This is a genomic window from Arthrobacter sp. efr-133-TYG-120 (genome assembly GCF_030209785.1).
In the GTDB taxonomy this organism is placed as follows: domain Bacteria; phylum Actinomycetota; class Actinomycetes; order Actinomycetales; family Micrococcaceae; genus Arthrobacter.
The window spans coordinates 151,911-170,046 of sequence record NZ_JARVRI010000036.1; the positions used below are offsets into that span (position 1 = coordinate 151,911).

An 18,136-nucleotide genomic window follows, 5' to 3' on the forward strand; every position below is an offset into this window, starting at 1 on the left:
AACAGGAGACCATGGGACGGCACAGCGCGGTGAAGTCGGGAGAGGCCCGGGTCCTTGAAGGCGCCCGGATTCTTGTGACGCGCAGCCCGGATCGTGCCGCCCCGCTGGTCAGCGCCCTGCGCGAAGCCGGCGCGGAGCCGCTCCTGTTGCCGTTGATCGACTTCGAGCGTGCCCGCGACCAGCATTCCCTTGAGGTCGCCTTGGACGCGCTCCGTGCGGGAGCGTACAGCTGGCTGGTGGTCAGCAGCATCACCACGGTGCGTGCCCTGAAGGAAAAGGCAGCAGAGCGGCGCTTGGAGCTGAAGGAGCTGATTCCGGAGTCCGTCCGGATCGCGACGATCGGTCCGTCGAGCAGGCGGGTCCTCGAGGCGGAAGGCATTCCGGTGGACCTCGCGCCGGAGGACGTCCAGTCGGCCGCAGGACTCGTCTCCGCCTGGCCGACAGGCCCGGCCAACGTTCTGTTGCCCCAAGCGGACATTGCCGACGCGATGTTGTTGGACGGTATCGAAGCCAAGGGGGCCTCGGTCCAGGCAGTGACGGCCTACCACACCGTGGACTACCCTGCGGCCCCCGAACGCCGGCTGACTGCCGCCTTGGCAGCAGCGAACGGCTGGCACGCGGGCGGGGCCGGGGCGCCGGAGCTCACCCCGGAAGCCGCGAAGGCCGAGCTTTCCGGCGGACGGCTCCACGCCGTCGTCGCCGCTTCACCCAGCGCTGCCCGCCGCATCCACGCCTCATTGGCGCCGCTGCGGGATTGCCGCTTCATTGCGATCGGGCGCTCGACGGCGGCAGAGGCGGCCGCCCTCGGCATCCCGGTCGCGGCAACCGCCAAGGAACCCACACCCGCCGGCATCGTGGCCGCCCTACGCACCGTATTCGACACCGAAGGGAACGAAAGTTGAGCTTTCCAAACCACCGGCCCCGCCGGCTCCGCACCACCCCCGCCATGCGCCGGATGACCGCCGAACACCGGCTGGCTCCCGCCGACCTCATCCTGCCCGCCTTCATTCGCGAAGGACTCAGCGAACCGGCTCCGATCAGTTCCATGCCCGGCGTCGTGCAGCACACCACGGACTCGCTCAAACGCGCCGCTGCCGAAGCCGTGGAATTGGGTGTCAGCGGAATCATGCTGTTCGGTGTTCCGGCAGTCCGCGATGCCCGCGGCACAGCTTCCCTGGATCCCGACGGCGTGCTGAACAAGGCCATCCGCGACGTCCGCGCAGAAGTCGGCGATGACCTGGTGGTCATGGGCGATGTATGCCTCGACGAATTCACCGATCACGGCCACTGCGGTGTCCTGGACGCCAACGGCTACGTGGACAACGACGCCACCCTCGAAATCTACGCCCAAATGGCAGTAGCGCAGGCCGACGCCGGTGCCCACGTCCTGGGGCCGTCCGGGATGATGGATGGCCAGATCGCCGTGATTCGCCAGGCCCTTGAAGAGGCCGGACATCAGAACACCGCGCTCCTGGCCTACGCGGCGAAGTACGCCTCCGCTTTCTACGGCCCCTTCCGCGAAGCCGTGGACTCGCAGCTCAAGGGTGACCGCCGGACCTACCAGATGGATGCCGCCAACCGCCGGGAAGCCATCATCGAGGTGGAACTCGACCTCGAAGAAGGCGCTGACATGGTGATGGTCAAGCCGGCCATGAGCTACCTGGACATCCTCGCCGACGTCGCAGCCATGAGCCCGGTACCCGTGGCGGCCTACCAAATCTCCGGTGAATACGCCATGATCGAAGCGGCCGCCGCGAACGGCTGGATCGATCGCCGCGGCGCCATCACAGAATCCGTGCTCGGCATCAAGCGGGCCGGCGCCGACATGGTGCTGACGTACTGGGCCTCCGAACTTGCCGGCTGGCTTAAGGAGTCCTGATGACCGATACCGCTTCCACTCCCACGGCCCCTGTCGGAGCCGCGGAGATCCTCCTCGGGCTGAATACTTTCGGTGACGCCGGGGTGGACGCCGACGGCAACCCGAAACCGCATGCCCAGGTCTTGCGGGAGCTGCTGGCGGAAGCGGAGCTGGCGGACGCCGTCGGGCTTCACGCCTTTGGGGTGGGGGAGCACCACCGGCGCGACTTCGCCGTCTCGGCGCCCGAAGTTTTCCTCGCGGCCGCGGCAGCCCGGACATCGCAGATCAAGCTCGGTTCGGCCGTCACCGTGCTCAGCTCCGACGACCCCATCAGGGTCTTCCAGCGCTTCTCCACCGTTGACGCGCTCTCCAATGGTCGTGCGGAGGTGATGCTGGGCCGCGGCTCGTTCGTGGAATCGTTCCCGCTGTTCGGCCTGGATCTGGCCGACTACGAAGTCCTGTTCGAGGAGAAGCTGGAACTCTTCGACAAGGTCCGGGCGCAGAAGCCGGTGCATTGGGAAGGCCGCACCCGGCCGAACGTGAACGGAATGAGCGTCTTTCCGCCGCTGGAACACCACTTGCTGCCAACGTGGATCGGTGTGGGCGGTACTCCAGAATCAGTGTTGCGCTGCGCCCAATACGGCTACCCCATCATTTTCGCCATCATCGGCGGGGAACCGCGCCGCTTTGCCCCGCTCGTGGAGCTCTACCGCGAGGCAATGGAAAAATACGGGCACCCCATGCAGCAAATTGCCACGCACTCGCCTGGCTATGTTGCCCCAACCGACGAGCAAGCCCGGGAGGAACTCTTCCCGCATTGGCTGGCCCAGCGAAACCGCATCGGCGCGGAACGCGGCTGGGGACCGGCAAGCCGGGGCGAGTTCGACGCCATGTGCGGACCCGAAGGAGCCCTGTATGTCGGTTCCCCGGAAACGGTCGCCCGGAAGATCGTCCTGCTGAAGCGGAACCTCGGCGTTGACCGTTTCGACCTCAAATACAGCAACGGAACCCTGCCCCACGAATCCATGATGCGTTGCATCGAACTCTTCGGCACTGTGGTGGCCCCACTGGTGGCCGAGCAGCTTGCCGACGCCTGAGCCCACTTTTTCGGTGCCTGAACCGTCCCGAATCCCTGAAAGAATGGACACCATGACTTCAAACACCCCTGTCTCCGACCAGCTGTTCGACCGCGCCCGATCCCTGATGCCCGGCGGCGTCAACTCTCCGGTGCGCGCCTTCGGCTCCGTCGGCGGCACCCCGAAGTTCATGGTTTCGGCGAAGGGTCCCTACCTCACCGACGCAGATGGCCGCGAATACGTCGATCTCGTCTGCTCATGGGGTCCGGCGCTCCTGGGTCACGCACATCCGGCAGTCCTCGACGCCGTCCATGCCGCCGTCGACCGCGGTTTGTCCTTTGGTGCCTCGACGCCCGATGAGGCAAACCTCGCCGCGATCGTCAAGGAACGCGTCTCCGCCGTCGAACGCATCCGCATGGTGTCTACGGGCACCGAGGCCACCATGACCGCCGTTCGCTTGGCCCGTGGGTTCACTGGCCGCAACCTGATCGTCAAGTTCGCCGGCTGCTACCACGGTCACCTCGATGGGCTGCTCGCCGCGGCTGGCTCGGGCCTTGCGACCATGGCTCTGCCCGGTTCAGCCGGTGTCACCGAAGCTGCCGCCGCTGAAACCCTCGTCCTGCCGTACAACGACCTCGGTGCGGTGGAAGCCGCTTTTGCTGCGCACGGCAACAACATCGCTGCCGTCATCACCGAAGCCGCTCCCGCCAACATGGGCGTGGTCACGCCGAACGACGGCTTCAACGCAGGCCTGTCCCGCATCACCCGCGAACACGGCGCGCTGTTGATCCTGGACGAAGTGCTCACCGGCTTCCGCACCGGCTACGCGGGCTACTGGGGCCTCACAGGCCGCCAGGAAGGCTGGACGCCGGACCTGCTGACCTTCGGCAAAGTCATCGGCGGCGGGATGCCGACGGCGGCGCTCGGCGGACGTGCCGACGTCATGGATTACCTTGCGCCCCTTGGCCCGGTGTACCAGGCAGGAACCTTGTCCGGGAACCCTGTGGCAATGGCCGCCGGCGTCGCCACCCTGACGCTCGCGACGCCGGAGGTCTACAGCTTCGTGGATGCCCGCTCGCTGGAACTCTCGGCGGCACTCTCATCGGCGCTGGACACCGCAGGCGTGGACCACTCGATCCAGCGCGCAGGGAACCTTTTCTCGGTGGCCTTCGGTACGTCGGTCAACGGAGTCCACAACTACGCCGACGCCCAGGCCCAGGACGTCTTCCGCTACGCACCGTTCTTCCACTCCATGCTGGACTCCGGTGTCTACCTGCCGCCGTCGGTCTTCGAGGCGTGGTTCCTTTCCGCTGCCCACGACGATGCCGCGATGAACCGGATTTTCGACGCCCTTCCCGCTGCGGCCAAGGCGGCCGCGGAGGCCGCAGCCTGACCTACGGCGCTTTTCCGATGCTTTGCAGCCTGTTCCTTGCGCCCACTGCCGGCCGGGGAGCAGGCTGTGGGCAACGATCGAATCGACAAGGCGATGATTCATCTGCTCAAGCCGTCCAGAATTCCACTGTTCATCTTTTTCGCCCTGATGGCCGGGGCATTCGCCGGAATTGCGCATGCCGATACCGCTGACGGCGGTTTGGTGGCGGCCGGGGACCCGCCCGCCACGCCAACTGCCCCACAGGCCGTCCCGACGCCTGGTTTTTCCAGCTCGCCGCCCGCGGGATCGCCGCCTGCTTCTGCTACTCCCGCCGGGCCCACTGACTTGCCGCCGCCTCCACACCCGACGCCGGAACAGCGGCTCGCGGGCCTGACCCTGGAACAAAGGGTAGGGCAGTTGTTCATGGTGGCGGCCAAGGCCGACGGAAGCGATTCGAGCGCGGTGGCTGACCTCCTGAACAACCACGTGGGCAATATCTATCTGGCCGGACGAAGCCAGGCAGGGGTCGCGGCGACGGCATCAGTTGTGGCAAAGCTGAGGGCGGGCATTTCGCCGGCCTCAAGCCGTGGCTTGCCGCTGTCCGTCGCGACGGACCAGGAGGGCGGCTCTGTTCAAGTCCTCCGGGGACCCGGGTTCCTGCCTATTCCCGCAGCCTTGGACCAAGGGAATTCGAGCCCGGAACAACTTCGCGCCGACGCCCGGAACTGGGGGTCCCAACTTTTGCAGGCCGGAGTGAATGTTGATTTGGCACCCGTACTGGATACGGTGCCCAGCCCCGAATTTGCACTCTCGAATAAGCCCATTGGGGCGTTCAAGCGCGAATACGGCTTCAATCCGGCGGCGGTGTCCGAGCATGGGAACGCGATGGCGGACGGATTGCGGGACGCAGGGGTGGCGCCGGTGGTCAAGCATTTTCCGGGAATGGGGCGCGTCAGCCTGAACACCGACGTCAGCGCGAACGTCCACGACACCGAAACCACCCGGACGGATCCCTACCTGATGCCGTTCAAGGCAGCGATCGACCGGGGACTCCGGTGGGTCATGATTTCGAACGCCTACTACGACAAGATCGATCCCGACCATGTGGCGCCGTTTTCATCGGTGATCATGCGCACCATGTTGCGGACGGACGCAGCGTTCACCGGCGTCATCGTGTCCGATGATCTGTGCAATGCCGTGCAGCTGTCGCCCTGGAGCATGGGGGACAGGGCAACGAATTTCATCGGGGCGGGCGGCACCATGGTTCTGTGCGCGGACACTGCTTCAGTTCCGGCGATGTATGCCCAGGTGCTGCAACGGGCGCAGACCGATCCTGGATTCCGCGACTCAGTGGATGCCGCGGCCTTGACTGTCCTTCAGGTGAAGGCCGGGAAGTAGCTCCGGCCACGAAAAATCCCCGGCTACCGGACGGCTCACCACGAGGGGTGTTTCGTCTGAAAGCCGGGGATTCCCCGTTGCTAAGGCCTAGAGCACGTCCGAAAGGAAGCCCTTCAGGCGCTCGGTCCGCGGCTCGGTGAAGAGTTGTTCCGGCGAACCGGTCTCTACGACGACGCCTGCGTCCATGAACGTCACGGTGTCGGAGACGTTCCTTGAGAAGCCCATCTCATGGGTTACCACCACCATGGTCATGCCGCCCCTGGCCAGATCGGTCATGAGCGCGAGCACGCCCTTGACCAGTTCAGGGTCCAGGGCCGATGTTGCCTCGTCGAAGAACATCACCTCGGGCTTCATGGCAAGCGCGCGGGCAATGGCCACTCGCTGCTGTTGCCCGCCGGAGAGGTTGGCTGGCCGGACGTCGGCTTTGTGCTTGAGCCCTACGAGGTCCAGTTGGGCCAAGGCGTCTTCCCGCGCCTGCTCCTTGGACATCCCACGGAGCTTCCGCAAGGCCAAGGAGACGTTCTCCGCCACCGTTTTGTGCGGGAACAGGTTGAACTGCTGGAAGACCATGCCGATCCGCCGGCGCAGTTCATCCGGGTTGTCCTTGAGTACCGAACGGCCATCGAGCAGAATGTCGCCCTGGGCGGGTTCGATCAGCCGGTTCATAACGCGCAGGAGCGTGGATTTCCCTGAGCCGGAAGGGCCGATCACGGAAGCCGTGGTGCCCTTCTCGACGTGCAGGTCGATGCCGCGCAGGACATGGTTCGACCCGAAGGACAAGTGGATGTTCTTGGCCGTCAGTGTTCCTGAAGCGAATTCGCTCATGCCTGGGCTCCCTTCCCGACGACGGCGGCTGCCTCGTCCGGTTCCTTCTTTTCCGGCCGGCCTGTCCTGAGGCGGCGGTCAATCCAGTTCACGAAGTGCGTCAATGGAATGGTCAGCGCCAGGTAGAAGATTGCTGCCGCTACATAGGGCGACAGATTTCCGCTCGTGGAGGCCGCATCCTTGCCAATCTGGAAGATCTCGCGCTCTGAGGCGAGCAAGCCAAGGAGGAAGACCAACGACGACTCCTTGATCAACGCAATGAATTGGTTGACCAGCGCCGGCAGGACCCGCCGGACGCCCTGGGGAACCACCACAAGCCGCATGGCAGGGCCGTAGCCGAACCCCAGGGCACGCGTTGCCTCTAGCTGACCCTTGTCAACACTCTGGATACCGGAACGGAAGATCTCGCCGATGTACGCCGCCGACATCAGGGACAGCGCCGCGACGGCCAACGGATACGGACTCGTGGAGCCGCTCAGCTGACGGATGATGGGGCCGAAGCCGAGGCCGATCACGAGGATGGTGAGGACGGGCGGCAGCCCACGAAGGACGTCGGTGTATATGCGGGCTATCCACCGGGCCACGGGGTTCCGGGAGATCCCCATCAAGGCGAGCGCCATGCCGAGCACAGTTCCGATCACGCCCGAGGTGACGGCCAAGACAATGGTATTCGGCAAGCCGACGGCGAACATCTTGGGGATAACTTCGCCTATCGCCTTCCAATCGAGGAAGGTCTCACCGAGTTGCTTGAGGATTTCCTGGAGATCCATGGAACGCCTGGTTACTTGGCCGGGATCTGGACGGCCTTGCTGCCCGGCTTCCAGCCCTGAGGGGTCTGCTCCGCCTGGGTCGGGCGGTCCTTGTACCACTCGGCCGTCAGCTTGGTCCAGGTACCGTCTGCGATCACGGCGTCAAGGCCGGAGTTGAGGGCGTCGATCAGGGGCTGGTTGTCCTTGTTCACGGCCCAGGCAGTGAAGTTCTGGGTGTTGACGACCTTTTCGGCGATCTTCGTGTTGTCGCCGTCCTTGACCTGGCCGGTTGCCTGCTGCGACGGGGCGACCCAAGCGTCAACCTGGCCGCTCTTTACGTTGGCGTAAACCGTGTTGTAGTCCGGGAAACGGACCGGCTCAAGCTTGAGCGTGTTGGTGACGTAGTCGTCCTGGACGGTGCCCTGGACGACGCCGATGCGCACGTCGGACTTGAGGTCCGCGAAGCCCTTGACCTTGGAGTCGGTCTTGGTCACGACGGCCATGTAGCCGAAGTCGTAACCATTGGTGAAGCCGACAGTCTCGCGGCGCTTGTCCGTGGTGGAGATCGAGGAGGATCCGACATCGAACTGCTTGTTCTTGACCTGGGAGAGCAGCGCCGAGAAGTCAGTGGAGGCGAACTCGACCTTGAGGCCCAGCTTGGCGCCGACGGCGCGCAGGAGTTCGTTGTCATAGCCGGTGAACTTGCCTGAGGGATCGATGAAGATGTTCGGCGGGGCGTCCGAGAGCGTGCCGACGCGCAGGGTGCCGTCGGTGATCAGGCCCAGCTTGGACTTGTCGATCTTGTCCACCGGAGTGACGTCCTTGGTGGTGTACTTGTCCAGCGTCTTCTGGTCGCTGCCTTGGAGGGCGTCGGTCGGCGAGGCGCTGCTGGTGCTGCCCGCTCCGCCACCGCAGGCGGCCAGGGAGACGGCGAGAACTGCAGCCACTGGGACAGCAGAGAACCACTTCAGGGCTTTGATTTTCATCAAGCAAATCACTTTCATCGGGGAACACGCGTTCGTATCGAGACGGGCGGGGAACGCAGCCAAAGCAGGTTTGGGCCGCAATATCAGAACTCGACCCGCCAAACTTAATTATGTCATCCACTCATTCAGCCATAAATTGACGACGATAAGGCGTGCGATTCCCGGAAACTCCGAATTAAATTCAGCGAAGTGTGGAAAGTGCCCTTGAGGTGCCGCGTCACTCGGGTATCGTGGGGAATTCGTGACTGACGTCCAGCTGGCTTTCAGGCAGCAACAGCGATGTGACGTGCGTCCCATCATGCGGACGCCGGAAAAGCGTCCGGCACGTGGACGGGCGTTTTGAAAGTCCGGAAGCCTTAGAAGTCTCCGCGGCTGGCATCTTCCGGGGGAAGAACCGGCCAATTGCCTTCGATGACTGCCGTTGGTTTGGTCTTGCGCAGGTAGCTCTGGAAATCGGCGGCCTGTGCGGCTGCCCAATCAACCTGGAGGTGATGCAGCTTGGAGGCGGGCATTTGCAGCTTCGGGAACTTGCCGGCCATGGCATCAAGGACGCGCAAGGTGGCGAGGGCGTCCGCAGCGGAGGTATGGGCGTTATCGAGGTTCACCCCGTATTCCTCGCACAAAGCGGTCAGGGTCCGCTTGCCCTTGCGGTACCGGTCGACCTGCTTGTTCATGACGTAGGGGTCAAGCACGGGGAAACGGCTCAGTTGCGGCACGCCGTAGCGGGCGGATTCGGCGGCCAAGACCGTGAAGTCATAGCTCGCGTTGAACGCAATGACCGGCACGCCGTCGTCGAACAGTTCCTGGAGTGCGGCGGCAACTTCGCGCGTCACTTCTGCTGCCGGTCGCCCTTCGGCCCTCGCCTTTTCCGTGGTGATGCCGTGGATCTCGCTGGCCTCCAAGGGAATCTCGATACCAGGATCCGCCAACCATTCGAGTTCCTTGATGACGCCGCCGTCGTCGTCCACTACGGTGATCGAAGCGGTGACGATCCTCGCGGAACGGGAGTTCCGTCCCGTGGTCTCAAGGTCGAACGCGGCGCGGGGGAGGGTATTCCAGGAGCTCATGCTTCAACGCTACCGGCGCCCTCCGACAAGAACCGGAGCGACACTCCTTCTGCGCCGATCCGGCGGCCCATGCCGATAGGCTGGGGGCATGCGGATGGAGTTTGTGACGGCGGTGCTGACCGTCGTGGATCTCATGCCGCCCGGCGTTGCCGTGTCCTATGGGGATGTTGCCGAGCTTCTGGGCTCGGGCGGTCCCCGGCAGATCGGATCGGTCATGAGCCACCACGGAAGCACCGTGGCTTGGTGGCGCGTACTGCGTGCCAGCGGCGAGGCGCCCCCAGGCCTTGAGTCGGAAGCGCTGCACCACTACTTGGACGAGGGAACGCCGCTGCACGGCGCCTACGCGGAGTATCTGCGGATCGGCGAAGGCCGCTGGCGCGTTGACCTGACCCTCGCCCGGTGGGCCCCGACGGACCGTGACTTCGACAGTATCGATGCGATCTCTGAGCAACTCGAGCGTCAGCTCCATAAATTGTCGGTACCCGATGATGAAATGACCGTGTGAGTCCAACACCGACACCTCAAGCAACAACGCAGGAAGCAACGCCCGCGCCACGGCAGGCACAATCGCGACAAGCACCATCGCGGCAAGCGCCTGCCCGCTTGCGCCTGCTTCCGCCGCGCGAGCTCCACTACGCAGCGCCGGAGTTGTCCGCCGACCAGGCCGCCGTCGTCGGGCTCCCGCACGGATCCGGGCCGGTCCTGATACCAGGGGCGCCCGGCACCGGGAAGTCCACTGTGCTGGTGGAAACCGCCGTCCGGCGGGTTCAGCGTGACGGCGTGGATCCGGAACGGATCCTGATTCTCGCACCCGGCCGGCTTGCGGCGTCGGCGTTGCGGGACACCTTTACGGGGCGCTTGGACCGCAGCTTGAGTACGACGCCGGCGCGCACTTGGGCGTCATACGCTTTCGACCTGATCCGGCGAGCCAAAGCCGAGGGCGTGCTGCCGCTGCAGCGGCCGCCCAAGTTGCTCTCGGGGCCGGAACAGGACCTCATCATCAAGGAACTGCTGGAGGGGCACGCCCGGCCGGGTTTTGAACTTCCTTGGCCGCAGGACTTGTCCGCCGCGCTGCCCACGCGTGGCTTCCGGCAGGAGATCCGGCAGCTCTTCGACCGGATCATCGAATCCGGCCGCACGGCGGACGATCTTACGTCGCTCGCCTACGAATGCGGCAGGCCGGACTGGATAGCCGCCGCAGACCTCTATTCGGAGTACCGCGACGTCCTGGACCTGCGCATGCCGGAAGCCTTCGACCCGGCCGGAATCATCACCGCCGCGCGCCAGATCTTCCAGGACTCGCCCGGATTCCTGGCGGCTGAGCGCGAGCGGCTGCAGTTGATACTCGTGGACGACGTCCAAGAGGCAAATCCCGCAGTGTTTGAACTGCTCGCGGACATCGCCGAAGGAAAGGACGTTTTGGTGGCGTCCTCCCCGGACACCGTGGTCCAGGGATTCCGCGGTGCCCGTCCGGACCTCGTCGCCGAACTCCCGCGGCTTCTCGGCGGCCTTGAAGGTGTCGTTCGGGAGCTTCCTCTATGGCACACCCACCGGCACCTGCCCGGTGTCGCAAAAGCGTGGACGGGCGTGGCTGCGCGTATTTCGCAGCGCGCGGGAGGGCAGCTGGCCCGGCGCCTGGACCCACTTCCCGCATCGGCGGAGGTGGCACGTTCCGGAGCCAATCAAGCCGCGGGCCGGGTCGAAGCACATGTCCTGCCCTCCACAGTCCATGAATTGCGCTACGTGGCACAACGCATCCTCGAAGCACAGCTGCGCGGGAACTACGAGTTCGGCGACATCGCAGTGATCGTGCGCAACGGCGGGCAATTGGCGCAACTGCAGCGGTACCTGAGCGGTCAGGGAATCCCCGTCCGTGTCCCCGTTACGGATTCCGCTGTCCGCGACGAAGTGGCTGTCCGTCCCCTGCTCGAGGTGTACGGGGTGGTTTTGGACGCCGCCAATCTGACGCCTGAGTCTGCCGTCTCGCTTCTCACGTCGAGGATCGGCGGGGCTACCGCTATCGAGTTGCGCCGCCTGCGCCAATCCTTACGCCGGGAGGAGCTCTTGGGCGGTGGTGGACGGTCCAGCGATGCGTTGCTGGTCGAAGCGTTGCTGGAGCCGGGGGCACTGGGTTCTTTGGGCATCGAGGGTGGCTCGGCCCGGCGTTTGGCCCGCATGATCGCGGCGGGACGTTCGGCGGCCGCCGAACCCGGAGCCAACGCGGAGACGGTTTTGTGGGCGTTGTGGCAAGCCACGGGGCTGGCTTCACGCTGGACGGAAATGGCGCTCGACGGCGGCGCTGCCGGCGCCCGCGCGGACCGGGACCTCGACGCCATGATGGCCTTGTTCCACACCGCCGAGCGCTATGTCGACCAGCTTCCCGGCTCCGGTCCCGAACAGTTCCTAGAATATCTCCTCAGCCAGGAACTCCCCATGGACACCCTTGCCGCCAGGGCCCAGTTGGAGGAAGCGGTGGAGCTCATGACGCCGGCCAGCGCGGCCGGGCGGGAGTGGGCCGTGGTCATCGTGGCGGGGCTGCAGGAGGGAGTCTGGCCCAATACGAGGCTCCGGGGTGAGCTCCTCGGCAGTACTTTGTTTGCCGATGCCGTGGAGCATGGAGTTGAACACGCCTTGCAGCGCGGGCCCCTCAGCAGGCTGAGGGATATCCGCTACGACGAACTGCGGAGCTTCTCCACAGCCGTTTCGCGTGCCCGGGAAGTCCTCATCTGCACCGCGGTTTCTTCGGAAGACGAGCAGCAGTCTGCCTTTCTCGACTATGTGGCGCCTTTGGAGCCGGGGCAGTACCAACGTGAGTACACTCCGGTTGGCCGGCCCATGACCCTGCGTGCCTTGGTGGCCGAGTTGAGGCAGCGGGTTCAGCCGGACGACGCCGCGCTTGCCCGACCGGGCGTGGCCGAGGACGCCGCCGAAGCCGCGCGCGTGCTGGCACACCTCGCGACCGCGTCGCCTGCAGTGCCGGGGGCGCATCCGGATTCCTGGTGGGGATTGGCACCGCTCAGCAGCGACGCGCCGGTAGTGCCGGCGGAAGGCACCGTGTACGTTTCTCCTTCGAAGGTCGAAACTGTGCACAAATCGCCTTTGGACTGGTTTGTCCAAGCGGCAGGTGGCGAAGCCGCTACCGACTTTGCCCGTAGCCTGGGCACCTTGGTCCATGCGATTGCCCAGGAACTGCCCGAAGCTTCCGGCGCCGAGTATGTCGCGGAGCTCGTGCGTCGCTGGCCCACCCTGGGCATGAAGGACAACTGGGAAGGCAGGCTGGACTTCCAACGGGCAGAGCAGATGGTCCGGAAACTCGCCCAATACGTCCTTGTCATGCGGAGCGAGGGCCGCAGCCTGGCCGCGGTCGAAGCGGACTTCGAGGTTCCGCTGCCGGAAGTGCGCCTGGGCCACGGTGCCGAGGACCCCGATGCTGGCCGGAACGCTGTGCTTCGGGGACAAGTGGATCGTTTGGAAATAGATACGGAGGGCAGGCTGGTGATTGTCGACCTCAAGACCGGCAAACGCCAGCCTGGCAAAGCCGAACTCGCCACGCACCCCCAGCTCGGTGCGTATCAGGCGGCCGTGTTGCACGGGGCGTTCCAGGACCTCCCTGTTCCGGGGCTTCCGGGCGGTGCAGTCCTGGCACAGTTGGGAACCAAGACGAAGACGCCCGTGGTCCAAGCGCAAGAGCCCCTGGATCCGGGAGATAACTGGGCGCAGGACCTCGTCAGTGAGGCCGCCGTGCTCATGGCCGGAGCAAGCTTCGAAGCACGCCACGATCCCTCAAAAGGCAGCCACGGAGGCCACGGCTGCCGACTGCCCGATATTTGCCCATTGTGCGCCAGGGGAAAGCAGGTCACCGAATGACCGTCCAGACACTCGCCGGAATCGAAGCCGGAGAGGCTTCCGAAGAAGCCGCCGTACTGCCGGAACCTCGATTCTCGCCCGGCGAATTGGCCGATATCCTCGGCGAGCGGAACCGTCCTACGGAAGAGCAATCCGCCATTATTGCGTCACCGTTGACCCCCCGGCTGGTCATCGCCGGCGCTGGATCCGGCAAGACCGCTACCATGGCGGACCGTGTCGTGTGGCTCGTCGCGAACGGGTGGGTTCGCCCCGAAGAGGTCCTTGGCGTCACCTTCACCCGTAAAGCCGCAGGGGAGCTGGCCAGCCGCATCCGCGCGAAATTGGCCACCCTGCAGCGCATCGCATCCTCGGACAACGGGGAGTACGGCTTCCCGGAGGGGGTTGCAGGCTCCGACGAGCTTGAACCCAAAGTGTCTACCTACCACTCCTACGCCAGCGGTATCGTGTCCGACTACGGCCTGCGCTTGGGTATCGAGCGCGATGTGGTCCTGCTTGGCGGCGCCCAGGCGTGGCAGCTTGCGAGCGAAGTGGTCGAAGCGTACGACGGCGACTATGAGCACTTCACCGCTGCCAAGTCCACGTTGGTCAACGCCGTGATGCAGTTGGCCGGCGAGTGCGCCGAACACTTGCGCGAACCCGCCGAAGTTCAGGGCTGGTTAATGGACCGGGTGTCCGAATTCGCCCAATTGCCCTATATGTCCGCCGCGAAAAAGAACCCAACCCAAGCTGCCGGCGATCTACGCGCCATGTTGCGGACCAGGGCCAGCGTCGCGGACATGGTGGGGCGTTACCAAGAGGCCAAGAGGAACCGCGGCGTCCTCGATTTCGGAGACCTCGTTGCGCTCGCTGCGAAGATTGCGCAGGACATACCCCTGGCGGCCGCCACCGAGCGGGCCCGCTACAAGGTTGTGTTGTTGGATGAATTCCAGGACACCTCGCACGCGCAACTTGTCCTGTTCTCCCGCCTGTTCGGGGGAGGGCATGCCGTGACGGCGGTAGGGGATCCCAACCAATCCATCTATGGCTTCAGGGGTGCTTCGGCCGGCCAGCTGTTCCACTTTGTCCAGGAATTTCCCGTCCGGGTGGAAGACGGCTTGGGACCGGCATCCCTTGCCACGGCACCCACCTCGTATCTGACCACTGCCTGGCGGAACGGGCGCAACATCCTGGCCGCCGCCAACGTCATTGCCGCGCCTCTTAACAAGGCGGCCGCGAGTGAGGGAGCCCCCGGCTCGAGGGCCGAAGAGAGTACTGTGGCGGTACCTCCACTGCAGCCGAGCCCGGCAGCGGCGGACGGCAGCGTTGTTCTCGGACGATTTGCCACCGACGAAGACGAAGCCGCAGCGATTGCCCGGGACGTCCGCCGCTACCGCCGCACAGTCTTTGAAACCGCGGCAGACGGTACGCCGGTTTCCCCCACCATGGCAGTGCTTTGCCGCCGTCGGGCACAGATGGAGTGCTTGCGGCGTGAATTCGAGGTCCAGGGTATCCCGTACGAAATAGTCGGCCTCGGAGGGCTCCTCGACACCCCTGAAGTAGTCGATCTCGTGGCTGCGCTCCGGGTCCTCGCAGATCCCGGCCGTTCCGATGCCCTGATGCGTTTGCTGGCAGGCGCCCGGTGGCGGATCGGAACTGCTGATCTGATGGCCTTCCGCGACTGGTCCCAGTTCCTTGCCAGGCGGCGATCACACGGCGGCTCGGGAGACGGCGGCACTGCAGACGATGCCTCCAACGCGGACGAAAGCCCGATGGAGACAGTCGTGGAGAGCGACATTACTGATGCGGCCAGCCTTGTGGAGGCGCTGGACTTCCTGCCCCGCCCAGGGTGGACTTCCGGTCACGGACGCTCCCTCAGCCCGGCGGCCTTGGACCGTCTTGGCCGGCTGTCTGCGGAGCTTCGGAACCTGCGGGGGTTCATCGGAGACGATCTGAGCACGCTGATCGGCGAGGTGGAACGTGCCATGCTGCTGGACATTGAGGTCGCTGCCAAGCCCGGGACGAGCATCCACCAGGCCCGCCGGAACCTGGACGCATTCCATGATGCCGCGGCGGGTTTCCTGCAGACTTCGCAGCGGGTTGATCTCCTGGCCTTCCTGGGGTGGCTTGAAGCGGCCGCATCAGAAGAACGTGGACTGGACATGGCCGACGCAGAGGTGAACCACGAGGCAGTGCAGTTGCTGACAGTCCACGCGTCCAAAGGCTTGGAATGGGACGTTGTTTTTGTCCCCGGCCTCAACGCGGGGGCCTTCCCGAGCAACCGGGACTCCCGGTGGAGCAGCGGTACCGCGGCCTTGCCATGGCCCCTGCGTGGCGACCGGGCGGACCTCCCTCAATGGGATCTGGACCAGCCGGACCAAAAGGGCTGGCTGGACGCCGAAAAGGACTTCAAATCGGAAGTCCAGCACCACGGTGAGGCCGAAGAGCGGCGACTCGCCTACGTTGCCTATACCCGTGCAAAGTTCGTCCTGTGGGCCTCGAGTGCCGCGTGGAATGGTTCCCGGGCAGGCATTGCGGAGACGTCACCTTTCCTTGCCGAGCTGGCCTGCCTTGCGGGCGAGGCAGGAGGCGAGGCCGGCCGGGCATCGGCCGCCGCCATTCATCCCCAGTCCCTTAGCGAAGACGCGCTGCCCACGGAGAGCCCTTTGACAGTCGGAACGGAGGTGGCGGTCTTCCCCTACGATCCGCTTGAGGGCCCGAGTGACCCCCGCACGGGGGAACGGCTCCGCTTGGTCCCGGGCCGGCGGGCTGCCATGGAGGCGGCGGCAATCCGGGTCAGGGACGCAGTCGAAGGATTACGGGCGGATTCGCCGCTTGTCATGGATGCCTCGCTGACGTCCCTCCGCGGGACGGCAGCCGGCTGGGCTGCCGAAGCGGAACTGTTGCTGGAAAGGCAGTTGCGGCGGAAACCCGTCCAAGACGTCCATTTGCCCGGACACATCTCGGCGTCCATGTTCGTCGATCTCGGAGACGATCCTGCTGCGGTCCTGGCCCAGCTCCGGCGCCCGGTGCCCCGGCAACCCGGGATCTCGGCGCGCAAAGGCACCGCCTTCCATTCCTGGGTGGAGGAATACTACGGAACCACCGGCATGCTGGATCTCGACGAAGCACCCGGCTCCGATTCCCACATCGACGAAGCGTATGGACTCGATGACATGGTGGCGACGTTCAGCAATTCAGAATGGGCACACCGGTCCCCGGCCTTCGTCGAGGTTCCCGTGGAAACAAGGATCGGTGACGTCGTGGTGCGCGGGCGGATTGACGCAGTGTTCCGCGGGGCGGACGGCACATGGGAACTGGTGGACTGGAAGACGGGCAAGCGCCCGGCCGGCAGGCAACTCAAGACCCGCGCCGTGCAACTGGCCGTCTACCGCCTGGCATGGGCGCGCCTCAAGGGTGTGCCGTTGGAGCAGGTCAGTGCAGCGTTTTACTACGTTGCCGACGACTCTGTCGTGAGGCCCCACGACCTGTGCACCGCGGAGGAACTGGAGAACATCGTCGCTTCCGCGCTGGGCAACCGAACCCGCTAGGCAGCCGAAACCGCGGCAGCCGAAACCACGGCAGCTAGACCACGATGGACTAACGGTCCTTGGCGTCCTGGAGTGGCGCGGGCTCCACTACCTGGAGGGCCGTCGTCGACGTGTCGTCGGATTCGGACGCCGTCTCCGTCGTCGAGGCGGTCCCGTTCGCTGATTCTCCCGCAGGCTCAGCGGCGGCTTCGTCTGAGGCGGCGGCCTCCAACGGTTCAACCGTGACCGACGGCGTTGCCGCGGCCGTCTCCGGGCGAACCTCGGGAACGTCGTCGTGAGCAGGCTCCGGGATGGCTGTGATACTTACCGTGGGCTTCGCCGGGCCGCCCGCCGGGGCCTTGGCTTCGGAAGCAATGACAACTGCCGGTGCCGCCAGCCCGTCCGCAGCGGCACGCTCCGCAGCGGCGGCTTCGGCCTCCTCGGCCGCCAACGCGTTTTGCTCCTCGATGTCGTCGGCGAGGGATTTAAGCATCGCCTCGGCTTCAGCCGTCATCTCACTGTGACCGGCCGCCAAGGCCTTGACGAGATACTGGGCCAAGGCGAATTCGGCAAGAAGTGCCGAGCGTCGCAGCAGGTGGCTGTCAGGTGTATCCCGTCTGGCTTCCGTGTAGTGCCGGAGGACGGACTCAACAAACTTCTGTTCGTTTGACGCCACGAGCCAGGCGAAGTCATCGGCAGGATCGCCGATGCGCAGATCGGTCCACCCCGTCACGGCCGTCACGCTATCGCCGTCGACCAGCAGGTTGTCTTCATGGAGGTCCCCGTGGACCACGCACGGGTTGAAGCGCCAGAGCGCCACGTCCTCCAGCGCATGCTCCCAGCGACGGAGCAGCGAGGACGGAATCTTGCCCGTTGTGGCGGCCTGGTCCAGCTCGTTCAACTTGCGCTGGCGGAATTCGTTGGCCGTGTAGCTGGGAAGATCGGCGTTATTGACGAGGGATTGGGGGAGGTCGTGCACGGCGGCCAACGCCGCACCGATCTCCTTGGCCAAGGCATCGCTGCAGGCGGACAACTCTTCGATGCTGCGCGTGGCCCCAGCCAAGTGGGCGTAAACAAAGGTGCTCAGCGCGCCTTGGCGCACCGTTCCGGCCACAGTGGGCATCAAAAAGGGCAGCTCGGCCCGGATCGCCGGCGCGAAAGCCCGCAGGATCATGAATTCGGTTTCCAGCCGGGCGCTGGCTTCCGGATGGCGCGGCGCACGGACACGCCACCGTTTGCCCTCGGAGTCCAGCAGGAGCGCCGAATCGAAATCGGCAGCATCATCCGGGGCAGAGGCGGCAGCCATCGGCGTCAGGCCGGGCACCGCCGCAGTAGCTACAGCGGCCAGTTCGAACGGTGTTCTTCTCACGTCTTCCACGGTAGATTGACAAGCGCCTCTGGCAGCGATGCAGTGCGGCGAGTCTTCAGATCC

At 65.2% G+C, this 18,136-nt stretch carries 13 protein-coding genes; 8 read left to right on the forward strand and 5 right to left on the reverse strand.

Going from position 1 to position 18,136, the window contains the following annotated elements:
- Positions 1–11: 11 nt before the first annotated feature.
- The 5 genes from QRN51_RS19480 (at position 12) to QRN51_RS19500 (ending at position 5,704) form a co-directional block, all read left to right on the forward strand.
- Positions 12–902 (forward strand): uroporphyrinogen-III synthase, encoded by an 891-nt coding sequence (locus QRN51_RS19480; protein ID WP_284991491.1) that lies wholly within the window; start codon positions 12–14, stop codon positions 900–902.
- Positions 899–1,879: a porphobilinogen synthase gene (gene hemB, locus QRN51_RS19485; RefSeq protein WP_284751590.1), complete on the forward strand. Its 981-nt coding sequence runs from the start codon at positions 899–901 to the stop codon at positions 1,877–1,879. Before QRN51_RS19480 ends, hemB begins: the two co-directional genes overlap by 4 nt.
- Positions 1,879–2,955 carry an LLM class flavin-dependent oxidoreductase gene (locus QRN51_RS19490; RefSeq protein ID WP_284991493.1) on the forward strand — a complete coding sequence of 359 codons (1,077 nt, stop codon included), beginning with the start codon at positions 1,879–1,881 and terminating at the stop codon, positions 2,953–2,955. Before hemB ends, QRN51_RS19490 begins: the two co-directional genes overlap by 1 nt.
- 52 nt (positions 2,956–3,007) lie before the next feature.
- Positions 3,008–4,327 (forward strand): glutamate-1-semialdehyde 2,1-aminomutase, encoded by a 1,320-nt coding sequence (hemL, locus tag QRN51_RS19495; RefSeq protein ID WP_284991495.1) that lies wholly within the window; start codon positions 3,008–3,010, stop codon positions 4,325–4,327.
- Between the two features lie 66 nt (positions 4,328–4,393).
- The gene (locus QRN51_RS19500; RefSeq protein ID WP_284991497.1) at positions 4,394–5,704 is read left to right on the forward strand and encodes a glycoside hydrolase family 3 N-terminal domain-containing protein; all 1,311 of its coding nucleotides are present in this window, start codon (positions 4,394–4,396) and stop codon (positions 5,702–5,704) included.
- A gap of 87 nt (positions 5,705–5,791) precedes the next feature.
- On the opposite strand, the gene QRN51_RS19505 is transcribed toward QRN51_RS19500, so the two are convergent.
- The 4 genes from QRN51_RS19505 to QRN51_RS19520 form a co-directional block, all read right to left on the reverse strand.
- The gene (locus tag QRN51_RS19505) at positions 5,792–6,529 is read right to left on the reverse strand and encodes an amino acid ABC transporter ATP-binding protein (RefSeq protein ID WP_284991498.1); all 738 of its coding nucleotides are present in this window, start codon (positions 6,527–6,529) and stop codon (positions 5,792–5,794) included.
- Entirely contained in the window at positions 6,526–7,299 is a 774-nt protein-coding gene (locus QRN51_RS19510; protein WP_059387509.1) for an amino acid ABC transporter permease, read from the reverse strand. The genes QRN51_RS19505 and QRN51_RS19510 overlap by 4 nt, the downstream gene beginning before the upstream one ends.
- A gap of 11 nt (positions 7,300–7,310) precedes the next feature.
- A complete protein-coding gene (locus tag QRN51_RS19515) occupies positions 7,311–8,264 on the reverse strand; it encodes an ABC transporter substrate-binding protein (protein WP_284751584.1) in 954 nt (317 codons plus the stop codon).
- 356 nt (positions 8,265–8,620) lie between these two features.
- The gene (locus tag QRN51_RS19520) at positions 8,621–9,331 is read right to left on the reverse strand and encodes a 3'-5' exonuclease (protein ID WP_059387510.1); all 711 of its coding nucleotides are present in this window, start codon (positions 9,329–9,331) and stop codon (positions 8,621–8,623) included.
- 88 nt (positions 9,332–9,419) lie between these two features.
- Here QRN51_RS19520 and QRN51_RS19525 point away from each other — a divergent pair, with 88 nt between their 5' ends.
- The 3 genes from QRN51_RS19525 to QRN51_RS19535 all read left to right on the forward strand — a co-directional run bounded on the left by QRN51_RS19525 (position 9,420) and on the right by QRN51_RS19535 (position 16,725).
- Positions 9,420–9,836, forward strand: a complete 417-nt coding sequence (locus QRN51_RS19525) for an MGMT family protein (protein ID WP_284991503.1) — start codon at positions 9,420–9,422, stop codon at positions 9,834–9,836.
- A gap of 98 nt (positions 9,837–9,934) precedes the next feature.
- Entirely contained in the window at positions 9,935–13,198 is a 3,264-nt protein-coding gene (locus tag QRN51_RS19530) for an ATP-dependent helicase (RefSeq protein WP_284991505.1), read from the forward strand.
- Entirely contained in the window at positions 13,195–16,725 is a 3,531-nt protein-coding gene (locus QRN51_RS19535; RefSeq protein ID WP_284991506.1) for an ATP-dependent helicase, read from the forward strand. The genes QRN51_RS19530 and QRN51_RS19535 overlap by 4 nt, the downstream gene beginning before the upstream one ends.
- A 49-nt stretch (positions 16,726–16,774) precedes the next feature.
- On the opposite strand, the gene QRN51_RS19540 is transcribed toward QRN51_RS19535, so the two are convergent.
- A complete protein-coding gene (locus QRN51_RS19540; protein WP_284991508.1) occupies positions 16,775–18,073 on the reverse strand; it encodes a macrolide 2'-phosphotransferase in 1,299 nt (432 codons plus the stop codon).
- Positions 18,074–18,136: the final 63 nt, after the last annotated feature.

Excerpts from the sequence above, each read along its gene's own strand:
- QRN51_RS19535 (WP_284991506.1), top strand. The coding sequence starts at position 13,195 with ATGACCGTCCAGACACTCGCCGGAATCGAAGCCGGAGAGGCTTCCGAA.
- QRN51_RS19510 (WP_059387509.1), bottom strand. The coding sequence starts at position 7,299 with ATGGATCTCCAGGAAATCCTCAAGCAACTCGGTGAGACCTTCCTCGAT.
- QRN51_RS19520 (WP_059387510.1), bottom strand. The coding sequence starts at position 9,331 with ATGAGCTCCTGGAATACCCTCCCCCGCGCCGCGTTCGACCTTGAGACC.
- QRN51_RS19490 (WP_284991493.1), top strand. The coding sequence starts at position 1,879 with ATGACCGATACCGCTTCCACTCCCACGGCCCCTGTCGGAGCCGCGGAG.
- hemL (WP_284991495.1), top strand. The coding sequence starts at position 3,008 with ATGACTTCAAACACCCCTGTCTCCGACCAGCTGTTCGACCGCGCCCGA.
- QRN51_RS19505 (WP_284991498.1), bottom strand. The coding sequence starts at position 6,529 with ATGAGCGAATTCGCTTCAGGAACACTGACGGCCAAGAACATCCACTTG.
- QRN51_RS19515 (WP_284751584.1), bottom strand. The coding sequence starts at position 8,264 with ATGAAAATCAAAGCCCTGAAGTGGTTCTCTGCTGTCCCAGTGGCTGCA.
- QRN51_RS19480 (WP_284991491.1), top strand. The coding sequence starts at position 12 with ATGGGACGGCACAGCGCGGTGAAGTCGGGAGAGGCCCGGGTCCTTGAA.
- QRN51_RS19525 (WP_284991503.1), top strand. The coding sequence starts at position 9,420 with ATGCGGATGGAGTTTGTGACGGCGGTGCTGACCGTCGTGGATCTCATG.